The following is a 23,786-nucleotide window of genomic DNA, read 5'->3' on the forward strand; positions in this document are numbered from 1 at the left end:
ATCCGTGCCCCTGCAAACGTTTGCGGCTTCTTTTTGCAAAAACCCCCTCTTTCTACCCGCTTCCTGCCGTACTTTTCCATTTCATTAGTACGATTGCTTATGCCTGTTACCAAACCGCGTCTGAGCTTTGGCCAGATCTGGAATATGAGCTTTGGGTTCCTCGGCATCCAATATTCCTTTGGATTGCAACAGTCCGCGGTAAACCCAATCTATTCCTTTCTTGGCGCAAACCCGGATGACCTCCCGATCCTTAACCTGGCAGGTCCCATGACCGGTTTACTCATACAGCCCATTATCGGGGCCATGAGTGATAAAACCTGGAGCCCACGCTGGGGGCGCAGAAAGCCCTACTTCCTGATTGGGGCCATCATGTGCAGTCTCGCCCTCTTCCTGTTTCCTTTTAGCCGCACCCTTTGGATGGCAGCCGGACTACTTTGGATACTCGACGCGGGTAATAACACGGCCATGGAACCCTATCGGGCCTTTGTGGCAGATAAACTTCCCAAGGAACAATTCGGGACCGGCTTTATGATGCAAAGCTTTTTTACCGGACTGGGTATCACCCTCGCGAATGTCTGTCTCTACTTTTTTGAAAAAAAGAACCTGATTCCCGGTAAATCCGCGGCAGGTATACCCTATTGGGTTTATATCGCTTTTTTCATCGGGGCTTTTACTTCGATTACCACGGTGCTTTGGTCAATGAGCAAGACCCCCGAGATTCCCCCCACCGCTGAAGAATGGGAAAAATTAAAAGCGCACCCCAGGGGTTTGGCAGCTCCCTTTAAAGAGATCATAGCGGCAATCGGCGACATGCCCAAAGTGATGTGGCAGTTGGCAGCGGTCTATCTGTTTCAATGGTATGCCATGTTTTGCTACTGGCAATTTGTTTCGCATAGCGTAGCGGAGACTGCCTGGCATACCACATCCAAAGCAAACCCTGAGCTCTATGGACAGGCTGCTGGTCATGCCAGTCTGATGAATGCATCTTATAATGTAGTAACATTTTTAAGCGCCTTTGCCCTGGCCTGGTATGCACGCAAAGTGGGCCCCAAATGGGTGCATGCAGGCAGTGTGGCCCTGGCAGGGTTGGGATTATTATTGCTTCCCCATATCCACGATAAGAACCTGATGTTCATCCCCATGATCGGTTTGGGAATTGGATGGGCCAGCATGATGGGTGTACCTTATTTATTAGTGGTGGATCAGATACCCAAAGAAAGATATGGGGTATATATGGGTATTATAAATATGATGATCGTGGTCCCTATGTTATTGCAAACCCTGAGCTTTGGTTTCATTTATAAAAATATCATAGGCAACCATGCCCCCTATGCCATTCTCTTTGCCGGAGGTTGTCTGATGGTAGCCGCCGTACTTACCTTACTGATTAAAACAGGGAAACCTTCTGCCGATATGGAGGCACCAGCGATGGTTGGAGGACATTAAACTTTTAACAAGATGAAAAAGATCATTTGTATTGGAGAGGCGCTGATTGACATGATCTGTACGGATAAAGGCAAAGCCCTTTCTGACGGTGATCATTTTTTGAAAAAAGCAGGAGGTGCCCCTACCAATGTGGCTGCAGCCATTGCCGCCTTGGGTGGCGACGTAGATCTGTTGGCTACGGTTGGCGCCGATCCCTTTGGCAAACACCTCATGGATGTTATGCAGTCATTTGGCGTATCCACGCGATGGGTGAATCGTGACCCGGATCATTTTACCACTTTTGCTTTTGTTTCCCTGATGGAAAGCGGTGAGAGAGATTTTTTCTTTAACCGTGGTGCTGATGGTCATCTCCAAAAAGAAATTGTTGAAAAAATACCATTGGAAGAAGTAGGCATCGTCCATTTTGGATCGGCCACCGCTTTTTTACCCGGGTCGCTCCAGGAAGCCTATCTCGAACTCCTGCGCAGGGCACAGCTACAGGGTTGCTATATCAGTTTTGATCCCAACTATCGCCACCTGCTCTTTCCTGACAATAGCCGCTCCTTTATTGATCAGTCCTGGCATTTTCTGGCTAACTGTGATTTCTTTAAAGTAAGTGACGAGGAAGCCATGCTGCTGACAGGTGCATTTTCGGTAGCTGATGCTGCCAGGATACTGCGCAAAAAAACAACAGCTGTATTTGCCATAACGCAGGGAAAGGAAGGTACTTTGCTGGGCTTTGCCGATGAATTGATACAGGTACCGAGTATCCCTGCTAAGGTGACCGATACCACAGGCGCCGGGGATGCTTTTGTGGGTGCCGTATTATATCAACTCAGTAAACTACGTCGTGAAGAGCAAAAATTGCTGACCACCGACAACTGGAAGGCGATCATCCGCAATGGAAACAAAGCGGGGGCGCGCACCTGTGAATACCTTGGTGCCATGGAAGCATTTAAACATTTAAGCCAGGATATATTTTTGTGAACTGAGAACTGACAAAAAGGAACAAACTTTGTACAACCATCATCTTCATCAACATATCACTGATACGCTTCAGGAGCAATCCATCGACCCGGAAGGGGCGAATAAATTGTTCTTTACCCGGTTTATTGCCAATGCTACGGCAATTGACGCATTATTTCGGGAAATTTATGGCCACCGCGAAGACGCCCAATACTATTTTGATCAATTGATCGATCTGATCACTACCTCTCATGCCACCCGATCGGATTCATTAAAGAAACGGGATGAATTCAAAATGCAACAAGGCACCTGGTTTCTCAGCAATGCCATCACCGGGATGAGCCTTTATGTGGACCGCTTTTGTGGCAATCTTCCTCAATTGGAAAAAAAGTTGGGGTATTTTCAAAAACTCGGTGTCAACTTTCTTCACCTCATGCCGGTATTCGAAAGTCCGGCCGGAGAAAGTGATGGCGGATATGCCGTATCCGATTTTCGAAAAGTGGACAGCCGTTTTGGTCATCTCGATGATCTCTGCTCCCTGCAAGAGAAAATGCAGGAAGAGAACATGTACCTCATGCTGGATATTGTGCTGAACCATACTTCGCACAAACATGGATGGGCACAGAAGGCGAGAAAGGGTGAACGCAAATACCAGGATTATTTTTACATGTTCGACAACCGGGTCGAACCAGATCATTTTGACCAGTACATGCCCGAGATCTTCCCGGAAAGTGCACCCGGAAATTTTACCTGGGTGCCGGAGATCAATAAATGGGTGATGACGGTTTTTCATAATTACCAATGGGACCTCAACTACCGCAATCCGGCCGTCTTTCTCGAGATGCTGGAAACGATCTTCTTTTATGCCAACCTGGGTGTGGACGTACTCCGCATCGATGCTCCGGCCTTTATCTGGAAACAAGCTGGCACTACCTGTCAGAACCTGCCGCAGGCACATACCCTGCTACGGCTGATCAAGCAGTGTGTGCAGGTTTCCGCACCGGGCATGGCCCTTTTGGGAGAAGCCATCGTGGCACCCAGGGAGATCATGAAATACTTTGGTACCGGTCTTTACACCGCCAAGGAATGTGACTTTGCTTATAATGCCACGCATATGGCCCTGCAATGGGATGCGCTGGCTACGGCGGATACGCGGGTGATGCTGGCCGCGCAACATGAGATTCTCCAAAAACCGTATGGCACTTCCTGGATCAACTATACACGCTGCCACGATGATATTGGCCTGGGTTATGATGATTACATGATCCGCCAGGCAGGTTTTGATCCCTTTGAACATCGGAAATTCCTAAAAGACCATTATTCCGGCAATCGATTTGACTCTCCGGCGAGAGGGGCTTTGTTCTCTGTAAACCCAAAAACCAATGATGCCCGCATCAGTGGTTCACTTGCCTCGCTTTGCGGATTGGAAAAAGCACTTGAATATAAAGATGAAGATGCCATTGAGCTGGCCATTCGAAAGATCCTGCTCCTGCAGGCACATAGTTTTTTCCTTGGTGGCATACCCATGCTGTTTTATGGTGATGAATTGGGTTATACCAACGACTACTCCTACCTGGGTGATCCCGGGAAAAGTTATGACAACCGATGGATGCACCGGCCTGTGATCGATTGGAAAAAATATGAACGCGCCAACCACCCAGGTACTGTAGAACACCGGGTATTCACCGCTACGCAACGACTGATCAACCTGAGAAAAGAACTGAGCATGGTGGCCGACCATAAGAACCTGACCTGGATGACCCCGCATAATATCCATATTGCCGGCTATCTCCGCACTTTCGAAGATCAAAAACTCTATTGCCTGTTTAATTTCAGCAACCAGCCCGCCTACCTAACCTGGTACGCATTCAAGGAACATGGCGCCGCCCCGCAAAAATTATTTGATCATTGGGAAGAGAGAGAATACGTGGTGGGGTATGATCATGAGTATCTGGTTTTACAGCCTTATGGGTTTATGCTGTTGGAAGCGTGAGAAATCGTGAATCGTGAGACGTGAGATCTCACGCCTCACGTCTCACGTCTCACGATCCCTCACGCCTCATCGCCAAAAACACCCCATTCGTCCAGCCAAAACCATCCTGGCCAGGATATTCGCCACCACCGGCTTCGAGGTGTGGGTCTACGACATTGTATTTTTCCATCAGTTTACCGGTGCGATGAAACACCTGACGGTTCAGGTTGAGCCAGCGTTGTCGAATGGTATTGGCGAGGGTATGAAAACCATAATTCTCCAACCCTTTTACAGCGATCCATTGCAAGGGAGCCCAACCATTGGGGGCATCCCATTGCTGACCGGTGGTTTGCAAGGTGGTTACCAATCCGCCATCAAACAGAAAGTCTCTTTCCAATCGTCCGGCTACAAGAGCGGCTTCCTCCGGTGTAGCTATGGAAGCAAACAAGGGAAAACATCCGGCCATGGTTACTGCTTGCGATGGGCGACTGAGCGTCCAGTCGTAGTCCACAAAAAAAGATTCCCCATCGTGCCAGCAATACCGGCGAATGGCTTCTTTTCGACGTTGGGCAAGGTGTTCAAATTTCCAATTCATCTCTTTGTCACCAGCCATTTCAGCGGCAGAAGCGATCCGCCTTTCCAATAAATACAAAAGACAGTTGAGGTCAACGGGTATAAAATCGGTAGTGTGGATCGTAGCAAGATCCATCGGGTCATGAAACCATCGACTGCTAAAATCCCAACCCGAGGCAGCCCCTGCCCGCAGGTGCCTGTACAGTTCCGGGGTTTCCTGTTCCGCATTTAAACCAACATCTTCGCGATAGGATTCAGGACGGGGCGTATCCGACTCATCAAAATATCGGTTCATGATCTCCTCCTCCGGCATAAGAACCACCTGATGAAGGACCGGTTCTTCCATAGTAAGATGCTCCTTCCCCTTCATCCAGTATTCATATTCCATTTCCATTTGAGATAGAAATTCTGCAGGGGCGCCAATTTCTCCAGTTTCAACCAACAGGTCAACCATCAGGGAAAAGAAAGGAGGCTGGGACCTCCCCAGATAATAGGTGCGGTTTCCATTGGGTACGTATCCGATAGTTTCAATCAAATAGGCAAAATTCTGCACCATATCCCTCACTCTATCCTTTTGCCCGGAGGCCATTAACCCCAACATGGTAAAGTAACTATCCCAATAATATATCTCTCCAAATCGACCTCCCGGTACCACATAGGGATAAGGAAGGGGTATAAGGGAACTGTTCTCTTCATGCTCAGGTTGTCGGGTGAGAATCGGCCAGAGCGAGTGAATATGCTCCTCTACCGCTTTGGATGTGTCTGCATGAAATCCATTTCCAAAAACTTTAGGTAATTCAAAATGACGGGCCACAAAATCCGCGATGGAAAAATCGGGTAATTCTTGTTCAGCTTCAAATTGCGAAAGGATCTCGCGCAGGGGCGCACGGGGAATGCAATCGACAAAAGTCTTTCCATCCGAAAATACCTGCGCTTGCTGGACCATTTCAAATAAGGGAGTCAGATCATGTAGGCGAATAGACATAGGTTGCTAATATGTGATCTATTTATCCTGTTTACTTCCTTTACTTTTGATTGGCATCCGGGCAAAAAAGAATAAGCAGAGTAAAAGAACCGTCATCGGGACCAGCGAAAAATAAAAGGCTTTATCTCCCCCACTATTCTGAAACAGATATCCTACCAGGCGCGATCCCAGGGTTCCCCCAATGGCTGAAAAGAAAACCAACAGGGATGCCATAGGGCTATGATAAATCTTTTCCGTAGAACTAAGTACAAAAGAGTTGATGAGCGGATATATAGGTGCTAAAAAAAGTCCAATCAATGGAAAAACATAGGCTATCACCGGCACTTCTGCCAGGGTGCTGATTTCGCGCGGGGCGAGGTGCTTTGTTTGTGGCAAAACAAAAACCACCATCAACGCCGCTCCCAATAAACAGCCCGTGAGTATCCAGATCCAGGACACCTTTTTCACCAAAAGTGATGACAAATAACGACCCAGGGCAATGGACAACATCAGGATGACGGTCATGTTAACACTGATCGTTTCTTTCAGGTGCAATACTTTTTGGTTGAAGGTAGGTAGCCAGCTCATGATCCCTTGTTCGGTCATTACATACATAAAAGCTGCCAACGCAAAGACCAGTACAAGTGGTCGTTTCATCAATTGGATCATTTGAATAAAATCCTCTTTAACACCCGAACCGGGTGTTTCATAGGTTACATTGAAACGCGAAAAGAGCAAAATAAAAAATGACAACGCGATCAACCCAGCCAATAAGAGATAGATTCTTAACCAGGCATCCGGATCTGTTTCACTATAAAACAAAGGAAAGACGAGAAACCCTGCTGCTATCCCGATCATAAAAAAACTTTCAATGGAGCTGAGCAGGGATTTGTGTTCCCGGTCATTCCCTGTGATCAATCCAATCAGGGAATAAACAGAAACTTTGACCACGGCAAAAGAAATCCCCACGCAGGCAAAGAGTACCTGAACGGAAGAAAAGGAATTTCCCTGATACATGAACAGACACCCCACAAACACCAGGGCCAGGGCAATGAGCATACCTCTTTTATATCCGAGACGAGGAAGAAACGATCCTACGAGAAAAGAAACAGCGGCAATGGACAGGTCTTTGAACGCTTCCAGCGAACTGGCCCTGATCTCCGAAACGCCATAGGAATTAATAGATCGCTGAATGAGAATCCCCACACTGTTGAGCAGGATGGCAAAGACAAAGTAATTCAGGTAGAGGGATATCCGAATGGGCTTGTGAGACATGGCAAACTTGGTTTACCAAAGAAAATTAAGCCATTTGTTATAATGACCCCCCTTCGACAAGGATGGAATCCAGAAAAACGTCCTCCGCAAACGTTTGCTGTTGTAAACATTGTTGCATTTGGGTAAAGGCCAGATGACCGAGTTTACTACCACTGGTCTCGATATAGGTAACCCGGGGATTGAACAAGGTGGGAATGACCCCATTGCTGATGCTGATGATACCCACATCTCCGGGTACTTGCAGTCCTAATTCGTGTACGGCCTGCATCACCCCCATTAAAATCAGATCACCCATGCAAAAGATCGCATCGTAGGTATTTCCTGATTGGTAGAGCGAGAACACCAATTCTTTTGAGGCCTCGGTACGATCGGGGTAATGAATGTCAAGTTCAGTATCCGGTGCTTTGTTTGCAAATACTTTTTGAAAAGCCGCACAGCGGGTTTTAGAGATACTGAGATGGGGATGCCCAAATAAGGCAAGTACTTTTTTCTTCTTTTTTTCAATGAGTTTCTCAGCGGCCATGACGGCGGCCTTTTCATCCGAAAGGCAGACTTTATTGTAGCCTTCTACTTCAGGAACACGATCAAAGAAAACAACGGGGATTCCGATCTCTTTCAGTTTATCAAAGGGCGTCATATCCTCGATCTCCACTGAAATCGCCGCAAACAAACCACTGACGATACGCTTGCGAAAAAGATGCAGACAGGAAGTTTCAATTTCCAGTTCATCCCGTGACTGCATCACCAGGACATAAAAATTATGCCGCCGGGCTTCTTCTTCCACGGCGGCAATAAAAGAGTCATAGAAATAATTATCGATCGATGGCACCAATATTCCCAGCACATTGGACTGTCTTGTCCGCAGGTTAACAGCATTGCTGTTTGGCTCATATTCCAACGCAACGGCCAGTTCCTTCACTTTCCGCTTGGTGGCATCGGAAATATCAGGATGGTCCTTCAAAGCCCTGGATACAGTGGAGACACTGATACCCAGTGCTTCAGATAGTTCCTTGAGCGTGCTTTGCTGCATGTGTGGTCAACGATTTTAATATGACAAAGCCCTGTTGACTACACAATATAAAGAATATTAGAAAGAACCAAACGCTTAACCTGCCCCATCTGTCATGGCCCGTTGTACGGCAAACTGGCCGACATTATTCCCAACTTCCAGACCTACCTCACAATCACTTCGGTAATGGATTCCTCCATACATCCGTGACAGGGACGCTTCCTGGGCCATCGCACTATACGCGGGGGCCCTGTTGGGTATCAGGTGGCTAAGTATGGTGGCAGCGGCGCCACTAAAGGTGGAGTGACCCGATATGTATGCCGGGAAATTGGGTATCCCTGTGAATGTTTTAATCTCCGGGTTTAGTTGGGTTGGTCTTGGATTAAAATAATAGAACTTTGTTTCCCAACAAACTATGGCTGCATCCATCAGGGTCATATTCAGCAAGGCCATGTTGCGAGCCCACCGCACTTCACTAAACCGTTGAGGAATGAAATCCTCGGCGGCGATTGCATCCCAATGCCCCGGCGGAGTATAGGTTCCGATTCCATCAGCCCAGATATGAACGATCGCAATACGTTCGCGTGTCGGGTTTTTGATGAATTGATACACTTCTTCTGTTTCATCTCTCATTTGCTGGCTATGTACAGATGGAGGTGGCCCAGGCCTTAGGGAGATGGCAGTAAGAGAATCAAAAAGAAAGGGCTTCACCTTGCCAAAAAAGGGTAACATAGGAGGACGCTTGGGTGATTCAAGACTGTACCAGGGAGTTTCTCCTCTGGCAATGCAATCTGTTTCAAGTTGATCCCAACTTGCCTGGTTTCCTGCGGCGGCACCTGCCCGGTCGCCCCTGGCGCGGGTTACAAATTTTTGGGCTACTGCCTTACCCAACGATTCCCCGGCGTCGATATCACTACGCACATTGGCACCTGCAATCAGGCGCGCACGCATGTGTTCCTCTGCCTTCTGTTGAATAAAGTCCTGATCCCCCGGAAACAACAATTTCAACATTTCAACGGCTGCTCCGGCCACAACAGCATCCTCAGAAGGATAGGAAGGCAAATCGGTCTGTGGCACCAGGGCGTTCACCGTATTGTCCACTTTATAAGGTGCCAAACGATTGTACAATTTTTTGTAATGCCAGGCGGCAACAAGTGCATCGTATTGAGCAGCACTCACATAAGCATAGGCACGTGCCGCATAAGGTGGATTGGCAAAAGGAAATTGCGGATAGGCCAGTGGATTGCTGGGATTGGGAAATGGATACGTACCATCTGCGTTCTGATAAGGAGGCAGGTTATACTTGGCCACTAATTCACGAAGTATTTCATTCCAGCGAAGAACTGCACCGGCACTCCAGTATTTCACAATGGCCTTTTCCTGACTGGTGAGGTCTTTTTGCCAGGCTTTGATCTCATTTACCTGGGCAATATACTCCGGTGTATTGGTGGCAATAGGCGCCGCTACCGGAAACTCCGTGGGTGAAGAAAGCAAAACTGGCACCCATTGCCCCGCATTCAGGTCAATGTTTGCCGGGGCCAGGGCCGGGGCATTCTCCGTACGCCCTTCTATTTCCTTGTTACAGGAAAGAAAGGTTGTGCTATAGATCAAACCCGATATCAATATAAAGAAGGATAATTTTCGCATGGTGTTACTTTTTTGGTTTTTGTTTTCCAAAATAAAAGGCATAGAAGGCGCCGCCATTGAAGGCCATAGCCTGGCCCATATTTCTACCGGCGATCGTGTACTGACCACCTGCCAGAAATGAAAGATTGGTGTGTGACTTCAATGTATACTTAAAACTCGCGCCAACCTGTGTGGCGTTCATCCGATTACTTGGAAAGGGCATATTGTTACGGGTTATATCAAACCCGCCCAGTGTTGTCCAGTTGGTAATATGCGCCTCTGCCAACAGGTACCGTCCCCGATAACCGGTGCGCAACTGATACTGCGCGGCATTCGGCATGTTTACTTCATTGGTAAGCCTTAATTCCGTATCGTAGTAGGATGAACGGTCGATGGTTACATTGCTACGCACCACGTAAGTGGCCGAACCCGTTACTGTGAACCGCTTGTATTGATAGTCGGCCATCCCCCGCACCATCAGGTTGGTGGAATGAAGACCGATGGAGAGGGGTAAAAAATCAGCCACATAATCCGAAGAAGGCGTTGATATGCCGGCAATACCAAATACCGATAACCGGTGTTTCCCTGTGTTCTTCTTCAAAAATCTCCACTTGGCAAACACAGACAGGTCCTGAATGCCATTGAGACCATGAAGCGTACCGGCCGAGGCCTTGGTCCATACGTAAGGTATACCGGCCATGATATTGAGGTCGTCGGTGATGCCATAATTGGCCATATACATGACCGACTGGGAACTTACCGTACCCAGGTTCTCATTGTTTCTTTTCAGGGTTCCTTCCCAATAATGGTCCCAGGACCTATAATTATAAAGAAAGCCATTGCAAAACTGGTTGCGGTTCATCATGATGGCATCCATATCGGTTTGAGCCGAAGCCGTCATGGTGATAAAGAACGCAACCATCCCCTGCAAAAGCCCTCTGCGGAGGGTTTTACTCTTTTTCATGCTTAGCAGAAGGTTTAATGGTGATCAGAATCGAACAGTCATGCCAATATTGACCAGGTAATCCGCAAAGGCTGCGTCGCCCTGTACACGCGTACCGGATTCACTGGTGCGTAACTTATCCGAATAACTCTGGGTACGGTTTCGCACCAGGGCTACCGGAACAGATGCATACAGGTTCATTTTCTTGAACATGTATGACACAACTGGTTCGGCTGAAATGACATGACCGGGACGACGAAAACCCTTGTCACCACCAATGAGATCACTACTCGGTATGGCTTCGATACGGATACCTCCTGACAGGGAGAGCGCATTGGCCATATAGCTATACCCGGCCCTGAACATCAATTGGTCAGGAACACTCATGGTATTGGTAAAATACTTGATGGCTGTGGCTGAAACCGTACCACCTCTGGAAGTAGACACACCATTCTGTTCTCGTGGATTGATCAGATAGAAAAAATTACCATACACGCCCGAACGATGGGAGAAATTATAATACCCACTTAGCTCGGTGATAATCCCTGTACCACCATCGCCTAATTGAATGGATTGATCAACAGGGCCTACGAGCCAGGTGCTATCATTCTTTCGAAAATAATCCTGCACCTCATAGTCGCCAGTGGCCAGTTTCAACCCGAGCCCAACCTGGATATTTCCTTTGTGGGCCTTGGCAGGATCAAGCAGCCAGCGATAAGCAGTCAGCCGGATATCACCCAATCCAAATGATTTGGTGTTATTCCTCGCATTTGGACTCGTACTGCTATTACCATAGTGTTCATACATTGAAGAGCGAACGTTCGAGATCACAGGAACACCAATGGATAATGACCAGTATTTATTGAATTGTCGGGTAAGGGTAAGGTCCCAGGAAAAAGAATGGTTAATCACTTCTGTACCATGCTCCACTCTTTCTTTCTGCTCTTCAGTACCTACAAAATGTTTGTAGGATCTGAAATACCTGTTATTCAGGTTAAATGCCCAACTTTTATCCTGACCTGGCAATATCCTGGTACAGCTATTGCCATTCGACCGAATGGCCACACAGCCCTGGGCCTGAGTTTGTTGCGTAATGTACAGGCATGCGACTAATGTCGCTATAATACGTATTTGTTTCATTGGTTTTCGTTTAAATGCGTTCTAAAGTTTCCCGCAGTGCACACAAGGTAGCGCTGCGGGAAACCTGAAATTTGTTTAGAAGGTCATTTTTTCATTTTCAATCGGCTGACAATAAACTCTCCTACTTTTTTGCCGTAATCTGTACTTACGAGACAGGAATTGTGAAAATGAATACCGCCATAAAAGCGCGCCCAGTTGTTTTCAATCGCTGCATCACGAAATGATTTAAAGGACCGGCTGGCGATCCCAAATTCCAATTCGGATGTATCGGTATAGGCAAAATTATCTCCGAATACATAGGTCAGTGCCTCGGCGTTGGTAGCCGATACAGTGGAGTGTCCACAAGTGTATTCAGGGAAGGGGGGTGTTTGCAACAAAGGGCGCCATTCCTGGTCAATAAATTCATTGATCACTGTCTCGGGACGCATATAATTACTGCGGTATTTCTCATCCCAGCAATGAATAAAGGAATCGAATTGCGAGATAGCAGTAAGCGCATAGGCATATACCGTTGTGGCGAAATCCGCTTTTGCTTTTTCCGCCGCAATCCCAACAATACTCATCCAGTGACCGGGAGGGGAGAATTTTTTGGTCGCGAACATGACGTGTCCGGATACATTCAATTTAAACGGGTTGTCATCCCAGAAATTAGCTATGTGCTTTTGTTCCTCTGTCAGGCTGTCTCCCGCATTTTTCACCGCCATAACTTCTTTGTAATAGAAGCTGTTCTTGTTCTTGATATCGAATGGCGGTGGTGGCGGTGGCGTGAACTGGTTGGCACTGTCAAGCACCAGGGTGCGAATCTCCCGCCAGTTGGGTTCCATGGCTTCTGTATAGGCGGGAGGGGTAGGTACCCATCGGCCAGGTACTTCCTTCATCACGGTATATTTGGGATAGCTGCGGGTTTCAGCATAATTGTCCTTCTTGCTCCAGGCCATGATAACTTCAGTGAGCGCGGATACATAGTTCTCGGTATTTTTCAATTCCTCTTTGGGCATACCATGATCGAGGGCGAGTTTCTTTAAACTATCCACAAAATCACCCATGCTTCCTTCGGGGAAAGTGACAGCCTCACCCAGTTTACAAAAAGCTAACAGGGCAGCCAGTTCAAAATCGATGGCTTTTCCTGCTTCGGGTTTGGGCACACTGTTCAGACCCTTAAGTTGACCAGCCAGGGATTGATACTTTTCAGGATAACCGGCGGCAATGGCCTCATACCCTGCTATGCTGGCATAGGTATAATTGCGGGAAGCGATGATCGGAGGAAAGTTATTTCCCATAACAACCGTGTTCAGTTCATGAACCGTATGGGAATATAATATAGGGTCATGCAAGATCTCTTTATAATCATTTTTGGTATTGCAGGACAATAGCGCCGTAAATGCCAGGCCGATGACCCAAATAGAAAGTTTCATTATGATGCGTCTTTTGAATGTATGAATATGATATTAGCACACGAACCATGTCCGTATGCTCCGGCAGTAATAAAGTAGGAAATTCAACCGATCTTTTCAGGTGGCGGGGAGAGAACATCCATAGGGGCTACGGGCAGGTATGAACTGCATAACATACCTGTATGCTTTTGCTTGTTTGTCACGGTAAAATCGTACTCAGGAAAGTCCTCGCAATACTCACTCAAATGATTCTTGAACACCGGGGCTTTTTGATCACTCCCTTTATTGGATTCGGCTGGTACGATATCATTGGCTATGCGGAAATAATCATGTCGGGCTTCCTTTAATAATTCCGCGCCTGTATTGGGGATACATAAAAATTCAACGGAATCACTAAAGAACCTTCTCTTCACATACTTGTACATGACCCCATTGATCTCCACTTCTCCATTCCAACGTTCAAATTGATCTTGATTGGAGGCAACAAAATAAGGAGCAGGGAAATGTGCTTTGATGGAAAGCAATTCGCTTTCCTCATATTCATCCAGATCCAGTTTGCTTTCAAGTAAACGGTCTTGCTTTTGTTCGAGGTGATCGAACACAAAACGGTAACCTAACCAGTTGAAGGTTAGCACCAGCAGAAATGATATAGCAGCAATCCTTTTCACGCAGTAAGCAGTGAGGGAAAGATAGGAAAAATAGTGGAGAAACGGTAGTGGGTTTTACAGCAGAGAGCTGATTTCACCGCTGAGAGCTGATTTCACCGCAGAGAACAAGAGAACGCTGAGGTACGCAGAGTTTTTACCGCCAGGGCGCAATGGCGGAACGCAACGCCAAGAGTTAATTGTTAAAAACCTCCTCTGCGAAACTCCGCTTCCTCTCGTTCTTCGCGGTAAAATCTATTTTCCACTCATAACCTTCCCCTCCACCCTGATTTCCAGCGATTTCCAATGAGGGGGCAACACCGACTTTACCTTCCCCAGTCCATTAGGGGTAATATCCACTCCCCCAAAGCCCATGATGACACTCTGCAAAATGCCCCCGGCCCCGGTGGCAAAATAGGGGTTGGTCCCTCCCTTGGTCTCCGCCACCACCCGGAAGGGTGGGTTCAGGTTGGGCAAATAGGCATCCTTGAACCAATGGTAGGCTTTTTCCCCATTCCCCAGCCGGGCATACAGGGTAGTGAAAACAGCCTGTGTCATGGCCGGGGTCCCCGCATCAGGAACCCTGGTTTCGTAATATTCCAGGTCTTTTTTTATCTGGGTCGGATCGGTGATCTCCTTCAATGGGTAAGAAAGCAGGTTCACGTCGGCCTGTTTGATGCCTTCTCCTTTATAGGTGGCATGTTCGCGGGTCACCCCGTTCTCCATTTTTAAAATCGGGATATTTCGGGCCACATACTCCCAGTCAGGATCCGGGGTAAGCCCCAATAACCGGGCGGCCTGGGTGGCATATTGCAGGTTGGCTTTGGCAGCGGCATTGGTAAAAGCATTATTGTCCACGTTCTCGGCCCACTCATCGGCGGCCACTACATTTTTTATATCAAAATGCCCGGGGCCATTTCGCTCTACCCGGCTTGCCCAAAAATCAGCGGTGGCCGATAACATAGGCCATCCTTTTTCACGTAACCAATCCTTATCCTGGGTCACGCAATAGTAATTCCAGGCCGCGATCGCCACATCAGCAGTGATATGATGTTCAAAGGGACCGCTCAAGGCCCAGACCGGCGTTTCCTCTACACCCGAAGCGGCACTCTCCCAGGGATACATCGCTCCTTTGAATCCTTTGGAGAAGGCATTTCGTTTGGCTGCCTCCAGTCGCTGATAACGATATTCGATCATGCTCTTTGCCAATCCTGGATGCATCACCAGCAAGGCAGGGTACATCCACAATTCGGTATCCCAAAATACATGGCCATTATAGCCAAGTCCGCTCAACCCCATGGGCGAAGGAGACAATGCCGTTCCCTCCCGCACAAAAGAATAGAGATGATAGAGCATGCTGTGTATGTCTTGCTGGGCCTGGGCATCTCCTTCAATGCGGATATCACTGCTCCAGAGTTTTTCCCATTCCTTTTTATGAAAAGCAAGTAAGCGGTCACGGCCTTCCAGTTTGGCATAGATGGTGAGTCGTTCGGCTTCATTGAGCGGATCATCGTGATGGGCACTGGTGATGGAAGAACCCGCAATGGAAAACCGATAGGTCTCTCCGGCCTTTAATTTGCGCGAAAACTTCATCAGATGCATATTGTTGTCCCACATTTCATGGATCACCCGGGGTTCATGTCCATGTTCTTCGGAGAAAAGAAAGGTATTGGAGGCGCACATTTGCAGTTTGCCGGTAGGACTTTTAGCGGTGGAGGTAAGCAGGCTGATGACCACATGGGGGCGATCGATCTCATTGTAATAATTCTCAACATCCCTTAAGGCATCGGGTGCTTCCATTACACTGGCCCCGCCAATGGTCATATCCTTTTTAGCTTTGATCTCCACATCCATCAACACCGTATAGGGCAGGTGGCGGAGGGAATAATAGGTGTATTCTACCGTAGCCTTATCCCCCACCTCAAACCGGGTGCGAAAAGCTGCTTCCTTCATATCGAGTTGCTGCTCCATGCCCTGCACATTCTTTCCATCGATGCGCATGCCATCAATATCCAGGTACATATTGAGGAGGTTGAAACTCCGCAGGAAATTGCTCACCCGCCCCCGGCCATACAGGTCATAGGCACCGGCCAGTACCACATCTTTAACTTTAAATGGCTCGGGAGAAGAAACGATCCCGATCATGCCATTGGCGACGGTAACGCCATAGTATTCCATTCCGGGTTTAATATCGGATCTTAATTTCCAGGGATCCTGGGAAAAGACAGTTAAACACAGAAGGGAAAGGAGCAGGAGGAAATGATATTTTCGCATAGCAATCGTATTAAAGCTTTTAGAAACGGTATGAATGAAATTTATAGATAATTTTACCTTCTTGCTGCTTAAACAAGCATCTTTCACATGAAAAAATGGATCATCGCAATTGTGGCCCTTCTCCTGCTGGCCTTTCTCTCCGGTTTTCTTTTGCCTGCCCGTCAATCAGTTCGTGTAGCTGTACCATTGGATAAAAGCTATGTCGGCATGGTTCGTTTTCTTGGTCAGCCAGAAACCTGGAGTTCCTGGTGGCCCGGTGAAACTGAAAGAAAACCAGATGGCAGCCTGCTCCTGAAAGAAGGTGATCATTGGCTGGTCCTCTTCAAAACCTATGACAACCTGTTTCGTTTTGACAGGATGGAGCATTCCACCCATGCTGAAAGCCTGCTGCAATTCTCGGAAGATACCACCGGCAAATTACTGCTGGAATGGAAGGCGACCCTAACGGCTGCTGCCAATCCAATTGCCCGCTGGAAAATCTTCCGCAAATCAGCTGAATTGAAAAAGAGCTTTGAAACACGTCTCACTGCTTTAACCCGTTTCTTATCCGATGAGAAGAATATCTATGGTTTTGATATTCGTCTCGAAAATGTACAGATCGAATACCTGGTCTCAACAAGCCGAACGCTCAACCATTCCCCTTCTACCGATGAAGTTTATCAACTTGTTCAGGCGATACAGGACCATCTGGCTAAAAAGAAGACGGATGCCATTGCATCACCAATGTTAAATATCACTGCATCGGGCACGGACACATTTCGGGTGCAGGTCGGAATACCAATTGCTTCCAAATTACCGGATGAACCTCCTTTTTATACCAAGTGGATGCTAAAAGGAGGACATATTCTTACTACCGAAGTAAACGGAGGCCCTGGTCGAATCCGGGAAGCACAACGACAAATGGAACTTTTCATCATTGATCGCCACCATACATCCATTGCCATCCCCTTTCAATCCATGATCACAAACCGACAACAGGTTACTGACACGTCACAGTGGAAAACAAAACTTTTCTATCCGGTCATCTGATCGAATAAAGTTTCAACGGGCCATCATTGACCGCCAAAAGCATTGCTTCCTTTTGTTCCGCCCCTATGTGGATTTTTCTTATCTGTCTGACCTGATAAGGAATATCCATCCCCCTAAGAGGCCCCGAATTCCAAAGACCATTCGCTCCCCGCGCCAAAACGGCCCCCATGCCTGCATCATAACGTCCCATCTGAATATTGTTTCCTTCGTAGTTACCGGTAATAAAGTAGCGTTTATTGGCTGAATCTTTCGTATAAAAAACACCAGCTGCCCGTACGGGGGTCCATTGCGCCTGCCAGGGCAAGGCCTCCAATCGGGTTTCCCTTCCCTGCTCATTGATCAGGACGGCATTGGAAAAATAATCCGCCTCCCAGGTTAAGCCCTTTTTCCTTTTTTCAGGAGGGAAAAGATCATTGAGGCCTGCTTTGGCAAAATCCTCCGCATAGAGATATTTCTTTTTGAGCAGGGGTATCTGTCTTTCCAATTCATCCTTATTGGCAAATGGTAATTCTCGTCCTGCCAGGTAATAGGTCAATACCTGTTCTCGTTTACCATTACCATCAAAATCGCTGTAATATAGTCGCACAGGTTCTTCCCGGCTGGCAGTCAGACGGCTGTTCAATCCCAGGTTGCCGACAAGAAGATCAAGATCCTGATCGCCATCCAGATCATCTACATACAGAGAGTTCCACCAGCCCTTACGATCGGTCAATATACGTTCCTCAAACCGGTCCTTTTTAAAGAGAAAAGCCTTCACTCCACCCCATTCATAAGAGAGTATGATATCGTTCTGCCCGTCATTATCCCAATCCACCCATTCCACATCGGTAACCATTCCGTATAAACGGGAGGTATCTATATATTTTGTGGTTACATCCACAAATCGCCCCTTCCCATCATTTTGCAATAAATAAGAATGAGGGATATCCCCATATTCCCAGGGAATGGTACGCCCACCTAAAAAGAGATCCATATAACCATCCCCATTGAAATCGCTGGCCGCTATGCAAGACTGGGTGGTATAAATTCCCTGAATCGCATCAGGCATTCGGGTCAGGTTTCCTTTTCCATTGTTTATATAAACACGAGGCAGGAGATGTTTATCCTGACCAAAATATTCATTTCCTCCCGATGCCGCGATCAAATCCGGAAAACCATCCCTGTTTATATCTGTCCAGACCGCATCCACATCTTCATACAGACTGTCAAGCAATAAGGCTGATTGTGGTAACGCCTTAAACTGTCCCTTCGCGTCCTGAATGTAAACGGCCCCAGGATTTCGTCTCGAACCACCAATGAAAAAGTCCTCCAACGCGTCACCATTGATGTCAGCCACCGCAAGAGCAGGACCTTCCGTAGAAAGAAGATGAGGCAGCAATGGCTCGCGGTTGAATTCAGGAAAAGGGTTCTCCTTATGCCAGTGATTCAATCCGGATTGAGCGGTAATATCGGTCCAGGGTATCAGGGTTGTATCCTCACCTATTGCGAGTCGGTTGAAGGCAAAAACCGGAAGTGAATCAGAGAATGCCACAGATATCGTCTTTCCCAGGCTATCCCACTGAATTGGTTGATATCCTCCATTGGGCCAGATCAACAAAACTGAATCGATCCTGGTTTGACGAATCCCGATCTGGAGAGGTACCTCCATGCTGGAAGCAAAGCCATGAACAGGAAATTTTTCATAGCTGCGCAATTCTTTTCCTGCATAAACCAATACCCTTGCCCCGATAGCCTGGCGATTTCCTGTCGGGCCCTGTAGTTGAATGTCCACGGAGGTTTCCGGTTGATCCGTATTGTTACGATAAACCTGTACCGGGTCTTCAATATTGCTGACCACAATATCCAGATCGCCATCATTGTCCAGATCAGCATATATCGCCCCGTTTGAATAACTCGGCCCATTGCCTTCTACCGATGTTGACCAGTCTTCAAAACGCAGGTCCTGCTGTTGATGAAAGAAATTGTTGGATATCTTTATTTCTGGAAAACGATTGGCCAGCGAAATGGCTTCCTGGGTTTTTCCCTCGTGCAAATCCTGTTGTACCTGTTTGTTGGAAACAAAACTGACATAGTCGATATCATTCATCCGCTTGGGTATGCCGTTGGAAACAAAGAGGTCGCGCCGCCCATCATTATCAAAATCCATCCAGAGAGGTGACCAACTCCAGTCGGTGGCATAAACACCGGCATACAGACCTATCTCGCTGAAATACCCATTCCCCCGGTTATATTGCAGATTATTCCGCGTGTATTGATAGCTGTATCCCACGCTTATTTTATGGTAAAAAACATCATAGTCATCTTCTCCCAGTGAACGCTTCAGAATATAGGGGTCGGAAGGAAGCATATCGGCTGAAATGATCTCCGGTGACCCATCCTGATTGATATCCGCGGCATCCACCCCCATGGAAAACTGACTGGTATGCCGAAGACGTTTTTCTCCCTCTTCCAGAAAACGGCCATTTCCCTGGTTGATATAGAGATAATCATTTTCATGAAAATCATTCCCAATATACAGATCGGGCCATCCATCATTGTTGAGGTCCGATGCCACTACCCCCAACCCGTACCCGATGGCGGAACTATTGATCCCGGATTCCCTGGTTACATCCATAAAATTTCCCTTCTCATTTTTAAACAGCCGGTCACCCGAAAGGGAATCATAAGTACCCAGAAACTGTTCCCGGGGTGCAAATGAGCCATTCTGATGTACGGCATGATTTAATAAGAATAGATCCAGGTCATTATCACGGTCCATATCAAAAAAGACAGCTTGTGTACTAAAGCCGGAAAAATCGAGTCCAAACATAGCGGCCCTTTCTTCAAATTCAGGCACTCCGTTACGAATCGTTTTACATACCAACAACTGGTTATGACTGCGCATACCCTGAAACCGTCCCACCCGGCAAACATAGATATCCAGCATTCCATCATCATTGATGTCTACTACTGATACGCCGGTTGACCATCCACCATCCTGGGGAATACCAGCGGCTTTGGAATGGTCTGTGAACTTCATATCGCCATCATTGAGATAGAGCTTATTGTCTCCCTGGTTGGAAGCGAAAAAAAGGTCCACCTTTCCATCCTGATTGAAATCTCCCGCACCAACACCCGAGCCATTATAGAAATACATGTAAGTAAACATGTTCATGCTATCGGTAGGAACGAGTTTATTGGCAAAGGATAAACCGGTCTGCTCCGCATGTAATACCGTAAACGGGGCTGGACTGTCCCTCTTCTTTTGGTTGCATGAAGTGAACAACAGTACACCGATCACCAGCAAATATGACCAACTTAATCTCATCGTTTTACAAACAATTGTGGAGCTTCCTGATTAACCAGAAATAAATAATAGGTTTCCTTTCCTGTCCTTCGAATACTGACGACCTCACGTACCATGCCTTTTAACCCGAGATCCGACTTCTCTGCCTGCCACTGTCTTTTCCCCTTATTTGTCAATACAGTTCCTTCACTGGCATCCAAACGCCCCAACTGAGGTTGAAAATCAAATTCATTTCCGGTTAAAACCAGATCGGGCAGTTGATCATTGTTCAGGTCGGTGATCAACACCGCTGCAACAGAGGAAAATTGTGCAGGATCGGGCAGATCGGTCAGCGTAAAATTTCCTTTCCCATTTCCCCAGGCTACAACCGAAGCCGAAGTTATTACCTGGCGTATCCTGGAGCTACTAACTTTTTCCTTCGAAAAAAGTTCGTTCATGGATCGGGAAGCATAGACATTGTTGCGAAGGTTTTGCTTTTTTAACAGAGGCAACTCACTTTCCATTTCATGTTTCATGAATACCGGTTTATCCAGTCCTCCAACACTTCGGCTGATCACCTTATCTACGCTTCCATTGTCATCATAGTCATTCAACCATAATTTGACCGGTTCGGCTAAACTGGGCCGCAGATAATAATTTTTACCATAATTACCCAATACCAGGTCCGGATTTCCATCCCCATCCAGATCGGCTGCTTTCACCGTTTGCCACCAACCCGGGTATTGTTCCAGGTCGGAATTTACTTTAACCATGCTTCCATTTTCCCAGTGATAGATAGCTGGTGACATCCATTCACCCACTACGACAAGTTCGTCGCCGGGTCGGTTGTCAATATTTACCCAAACCGCATCCGTTACCATACCGATCTGCCCTAACCCATTCATGGCCTTTTCAGCTACTTCGTTAAACTTCCCACTACCATCATTCAGATAAAGGTGGCTTTGCGGCGTATAGCCATATACTCCGGTAACACATCGGGCACCAACAAACAGGTCCAGATCGCCGTCATTGTCGATATCATTTGCCACAGCTACCGAAATATTATCGGCGTTTAAAGGAAAAGAATTTGCAGAAAGTGTAAAATTTCCTTTTCCATCGTTTACAAAATACCGGTGTTGCAATTCACGGCTCCCGGGAACAGCAGTATTTCCAGCGGCCCCGATAAACAGATCAGGATCGCCATCCTTATCTCCATCAAAAAACAAGGCCGCCCCATCTTCAAATTCCGAAAAGGCCAATAAAGCTGACTGGGGGTGTGGTGTAAATGATCCATTGGCTTGCTGCAAATACAATTGCCCGGGATTGCCTGTGCTCCCTCCTATGTAAATATCTTCCCACCCATCTCCATTGATATCTGCAGCCGCGCCAACCGGTCCTGGTTTGGAAAGCATGACCGGAATCGCGCGTTCGCGATAGAAATCGGTAAAATCATTTTCCAAATGCGTAGGAAAAACAGAGGCTTGTTGCGGGATCAGAAAATTATAGCCCACCACATGAATCGCCATTCGATTTAATGGCGATGCGGGTGAAAGAATATGATATTGATTCAGGGCTAAATTTGTTCTTGTCTCCTTCTTACCGTCGGGCCATTCGATCACCAGTGAATCCACCTGACGATCCCCCAACCCAAAAAGTAAGCGATACTCCACCGAAGATTGAAACCCCCGGCTGGGGTACAACTCCCGAATTAAGCGTTCCTGCCCGCAATACAAGGTCAGCTTTGTTCCTATTGCAAAAGGATTGGCTCCAACACCTTTAAGATTAAATCCGATAAAATGCCCCTTCCCCTTCTCGCTTCGGTTTCGAAGCACAAGCGCAGGCTCATTCACATTATTTACCACCAGGTCCAGGTCTCCGTCATTGTCCAGATCGGCATAGGCAGCGCCATTGGAAAAAGAATTTTGATCAAACCCCCATTGTTCTCCTATGTCTTCAAACTTCAAATTTCCTTTATTGCGAAATAGTTTATTGGGTACAGCAATAGAAGGAATGCGATCCACAAGATTGTGAATATCCTTCTTTCCGGTCATGATCAATTGCCTGCGAATTTCATCCGCGTCAAAGTCGAGAAAATCCTGATTGGTAAGATCCCTGAAAATTCCATTACACACATACAGGTCATTCCATCCATCATTATCCGCATCAAAGATCAAAGCACCCCAACTCCATTCCGACGCACTCACGCCGCTAAAATGGGCTATGTCCTTGAAATATCCGTTACCCTCATTTAACTGGAGTGTGTTTTGTAAAAATTGATGATAAAAGTCATTGTCTGACCGGAGCCGATACAGGTCAATATTATCAAACCGCAGCGTGGTCTTTAGCCGATAATCATCCGCAGGCAACATATCGGTAGTGAATATCTCAGGCCTGCCATCGTTATTGATATCGCCAATATCGGCGCCCATGGATGCATAGCTGGTATGTTGCATCCGCTCAACCAACTCATCGCTGAAGGTTCCATCCTGCTGGTTGATATATAGGTAATCCCGCTCAAAGAAATCATTGGCCACAAAAATATCAGGGTAATGATCGCCATTGATATCACCGACTGATACGCCCATCCCAAAACTCATTAAGGTTCCATGGATACCGGCTTCGCGGGTAACTTCGATAAATTTTCCATTGTCGTTGCGATAAAGATGATCTCCTCCTCCCTTGAATCGTTCTTCAACTAACCATTTGCGTGCTTCCAAATTGCGTAAACGGGGATACCCAAGGCCACTGATCTCCACCGGGCTGTTATCAATTTGAAAACAATCCAGATCACCGTCCAGATCATAATCAAAAAAGCTGACCTGGGTAGTATAGCCAGCATGGTCCAACCCATAAGCTGCCGCCTGCTCGGTAAACCCCAGTTGATGATCATTGATATAAAGTTGATTTTTCCGAAGACCGGAATCATGCATGTTGCCCGCATTACACACAAAAATATCCAACCATCCATCTGCATTTATATCAGCCATGACGACGCCTGTGCTATACTGTTGCTTCGGACCAAAGCCAGCCCTTTCCGAAATGTCCTCAAAGGTCCAATTGCCTTTATTCAGAAATAATTTATTGGGGCCCTGGTTCGCTGTAAAAAAAATATCAACCAGCCCATCGTTATTAATATCACCGGTTGCTACTCCACCGCCATTGTAAAAATTCCGGTAATTGACAATATTCAGGCTGTCCGTATCCGTCACCCGGTTATTGAACTCGATCCCGGTGTTCGCCACTTCCTCAAACAGGGTCTCTGTTTTGGAAGGAGTACACCCGGCCAA

15 protein-coding genes are annotated in these 23,786 nt (G+C 47.1%); 4 read left to right on the top strand and 11 right to left on the bottom strand.

What is annotated here, in order from left to right:
* Nucleotides 1–33: 33 nt before the first annotated feature.
* Genes J0M30_00675 through J0M30_00685 form a run of 3 tightly spaced genes read left to right on the top strand, consistent with a single transcriptional unit; the run spans nt 34 to nt 4,384 of the window.
* Nucleotides 34–1,446, top strand: coding sequence for an MFS transporter (locus tag J0M30_00675; GenBank protein MBN8665982.1), 1,413 nt, complete (start codon nt 34–36; stop codon nt 1,444–1,446).
* A gap of 12 nt (nt 1,447–1,458) precedes the next feature.
* Nucleotides 1,459–2,412: a carbohydrate kinase gene (locus J0M30_00680; GenBank protein MBN8665983.1), complete on the top strand. Its 954-nt coding sequence runs from the start codon at nt 1,459–1,461 to the stop codon at nt 2,410–2,412.
* A 28-nt stretch (nt 2,413–2,440) separates the two neighbouring features.
* A complete protein-coding gene (locus tag J0M30_00685) occupies nt 2,441–4,384 on the top strand; it encodes an alpha-glucosidase C-terminal domain-containing protein (protein MBN8665984.1) in 1,944 nt (647 codons plus the stop codon).
* Nucleotides 4,385–4,433: 49 nt separating this feature from the next.
* Here the strand turns inward: J0M30_00685 and treF are convergent, their stop codons facing one another.
* The 9 genes from treF to J0M30_00730 all read right to left on the bottom strand — a co-directional run bounded on the left by treF (nt 4,434) and on the right by J0M30_00730 (nt 16,076).
* Nucleotides 4,434–5,921: an alpha,alpha-trehalase TreF gene (treF, locus tag J0M30_00690; GenBank protein ID MBN8665985.1), complete on the bottom strand. Its 1,488-nt coding sequence runs from the start codon at nt 5,919–5,921 to the stop codon at nt 4,434–4,436.
* A gap of 18 nt (nt 5,922–5,939) precedes the next feature.
* Nucleotides 5,940–7,175 (bottom strand): MFS transporter, encoded by a 1,236-nt coding sequence (locus J0M30_00695; protein ID MBN8665986.1) that lies wholly within the window; start codon nt 7,173–7,175, stop codon nt 5,940–5,942.
* A gap of 37 nt (nt 7,176–7,212) precedes the next feature.
* Nucleotides 7,213–8,205 (bottom strand): LacI family DNA-binding transcriptional regulator, encoded by a 993-nt coding sequence (locus J0M30_00700; GenBank protein ID MBN8665987.1) that lies wholly within the window; start codon nt 8,203–8,205, stop codon nt 7,213–7,215.
* A gap of 75 nt (nt 8,206–8,280) precedes the next feature.
* Nucleotides 8,281–9,831, bottom strand: coding sequence for a phosphatase PAP2 family protein (locus J0M30_00705; protein MBN8665988.1), 1,551 nt, complete (start codon nt 9,829–9,831; stop codon nt 8,281–8,283).
* Nucleotides 9,832–9,835: 4 nt separating this feature from the next.
* Nucleotides 9,836–10,774: a hypothetical protein gene (locus J0M30_00710; GenBank protein MBN8665989.1), complete on the bottom strand. Its 939-nt coding sequence runs from the start codon at nt 10,772–10,774 to the stop codon at nt 9,836–9,838.
* A 24-nt stretch (nt 10,775–10,798) separates the two neighbouring features.
* On the bottom strand, nt 10,799–11,893 hold the full coding sequence (locus J0M30_00715) for a hypothetical protein (GenBank protein ID MBN8665990.1): 1,095 nt from the start codon (nt 11,891–11,893) through the stop codon (nt 10,799–10,801).
* Between the two features lie 83 nt (nt 11,894–11,976).
* Complete coding sequence (locus J0M30_00720) at nt 11,977–13,308, bottom strand: vanadium-dependent haloperoxidase (protein MBN8665991.1); 1,332 nt, start codon at nt 13,306–13,308, stop codon at nt 11,977–11,979.
* Nucleotides 13,309–13,391: 83 nt separating this feature from the next.
* On the bottom strand, nt 13,392–13,955 hold the full coding sequence (locus tag J0M30_00725) for a hypothetical protein (GenBank protein MBN8665992.1): 564 nt from the start codon (nt 13,953–13,955) through the stop codon (nt 13,392–13,394).
* A gap of 231 nt (nt 13,956–14,186) precedes the next feature.
* A complete protein-coding gene (locus J0M30_00730; protein ID MBN8665993.1) occupies nt 14,187–16,076 on the bottom strand; it encodes a glycoside hydrolase family 65 protein in 1,890 nt (629 codons plus the stop codon).
* Nucleotides 16,077–16,292: 216 nt separating this feature from the next.
* On the opposite strand from J0M30_00730, the gene J0M30_00735 reads away from it, so the two are divergent.
* Nucleotides 16,293–17,234 (top strand): hypothetical protein, encoded by a 942-nt coding sequence (locus tag J0M30_00735; protein MBN8665994.1) that lies wholly within the window; start codon nt 16,293–16,295, stop codon nt 17,232–17,234.
* Here J0M30_00735 and J0M30_00740 read toward each other — a convergent pair.
* Nucleotides 17,227–20,541 (bottom strand): VCBS repeat-containing protein, encoded by a 3,315-nt coding sequence (locus tag J0M30_00740; GenBank protein MBN8665995.1) that lies wholly within the window; start codon nt 20,539–20,541, stop codon nt 17,227–17,229. The two genes, J0M30_00735 and J0M30_00740, sit on opposite strands and share 8 nt — an antisense overlap.
* Nucleotides 20,538–23,741, bottom strand: a complete 3,204-nt coding sequence (locus J0M30_00745) for a VCBS repeat-containing protein (protein MBN8665996.1) — start codon at nt 23,739–23,741, stop codon at nt 20,538–20,540. Before J0M30_00745 ends, J0M30_00740 begins: the two co-directional genes overlap by 4 nt.
* Nucleotides 23,742–23,786: the final 45 nt, after the last annotated feature.

The sequence above is a fragment of the Chitinophagales bacterium genome (genome assembly GCA_017303415.1).
GTDB lineage: Bacteria > Bacteroidota > Bacteroidia > Chitinophagales > Chitinophagaceae > SpSt-398.

Bases quoted from the DNA above. Each gene is read 5' to 3' on its own strand.
- J0M30_00680 (MBN8665983.1), top strand. From the start codon at position 1,459: ATGAAAAAGATCATTTGTATTGGAGAGGCGCTGATTGACATGATCTGT.
- treF (MBN8665985.1), bottom strand. From the start codon at position 5,921: ATGTCTATTCGCCTACATGATCTGACTCCCTTATTTGAAATGGTCCAG.
- J0M30_00695 (MBN8665986.1), bottom strand. From the start codon at position 7,175: ATGTCTCACAAGCCCATTCGGATATCCCTCTACCTGAATTACTTTGTC.
- J0M30_00700 (MBN8665987.1), bottom strand. From the start codon at position 8,205: ATGCAGCAAAGCACGCTCAAGGAACTATCTGAAGCACTGGGTATCAGT.
- J0M30_00705 (MBN8665988.1), bottom strand. From the start codon at position 9,831: ATGCGAAAATTATCCTTCTTTATATTGATATCGGGTTTGATCTATAGC.
- J0M30_00710 (MBN8665989.1), bottom strand. From the start codon at position 10,774: ATGAAAAAGAGTAAAACCCTCCGCAGAGGGCTTTTGCAGGGGATGGTT.
- J0M30_00715 (MBN8665990.1), bottom strand. From the start codon at position 11,893: ATGAAACAAATACGTATTATAGCGACATTAGTCGCATGCCTGTACATT.
- J0M30_00720 (MBN8665991.1), bottom strand. From the start codon at position 13,308: ATGAAACTTTCTATTTGGGTCATCGGCCTGGCATTTACGGCGCTATTG.
- J0M30_00730 (MBN8665993.1), bottom strand. From the start codon at position 16,076: ATGATCGGGATCGTTTCTTCTCCCGAGCCATTTAAAGTTAAAGATGTG.
- J0M30_00735 (MBN8665994.1), top strand. From the start codon at position 16,293: ATGAAAAAATGGATCATCGCAATTGTGGCCCTTCTCCTGCTGGCCTTT.
- J0M30_00740 (MBN8665995.1), bottom strand. From the start codon at position 20,541: ATGAGATTAAGTTGGTCATATTTGCTGGTGATCGGTGTACTGTTGTTC.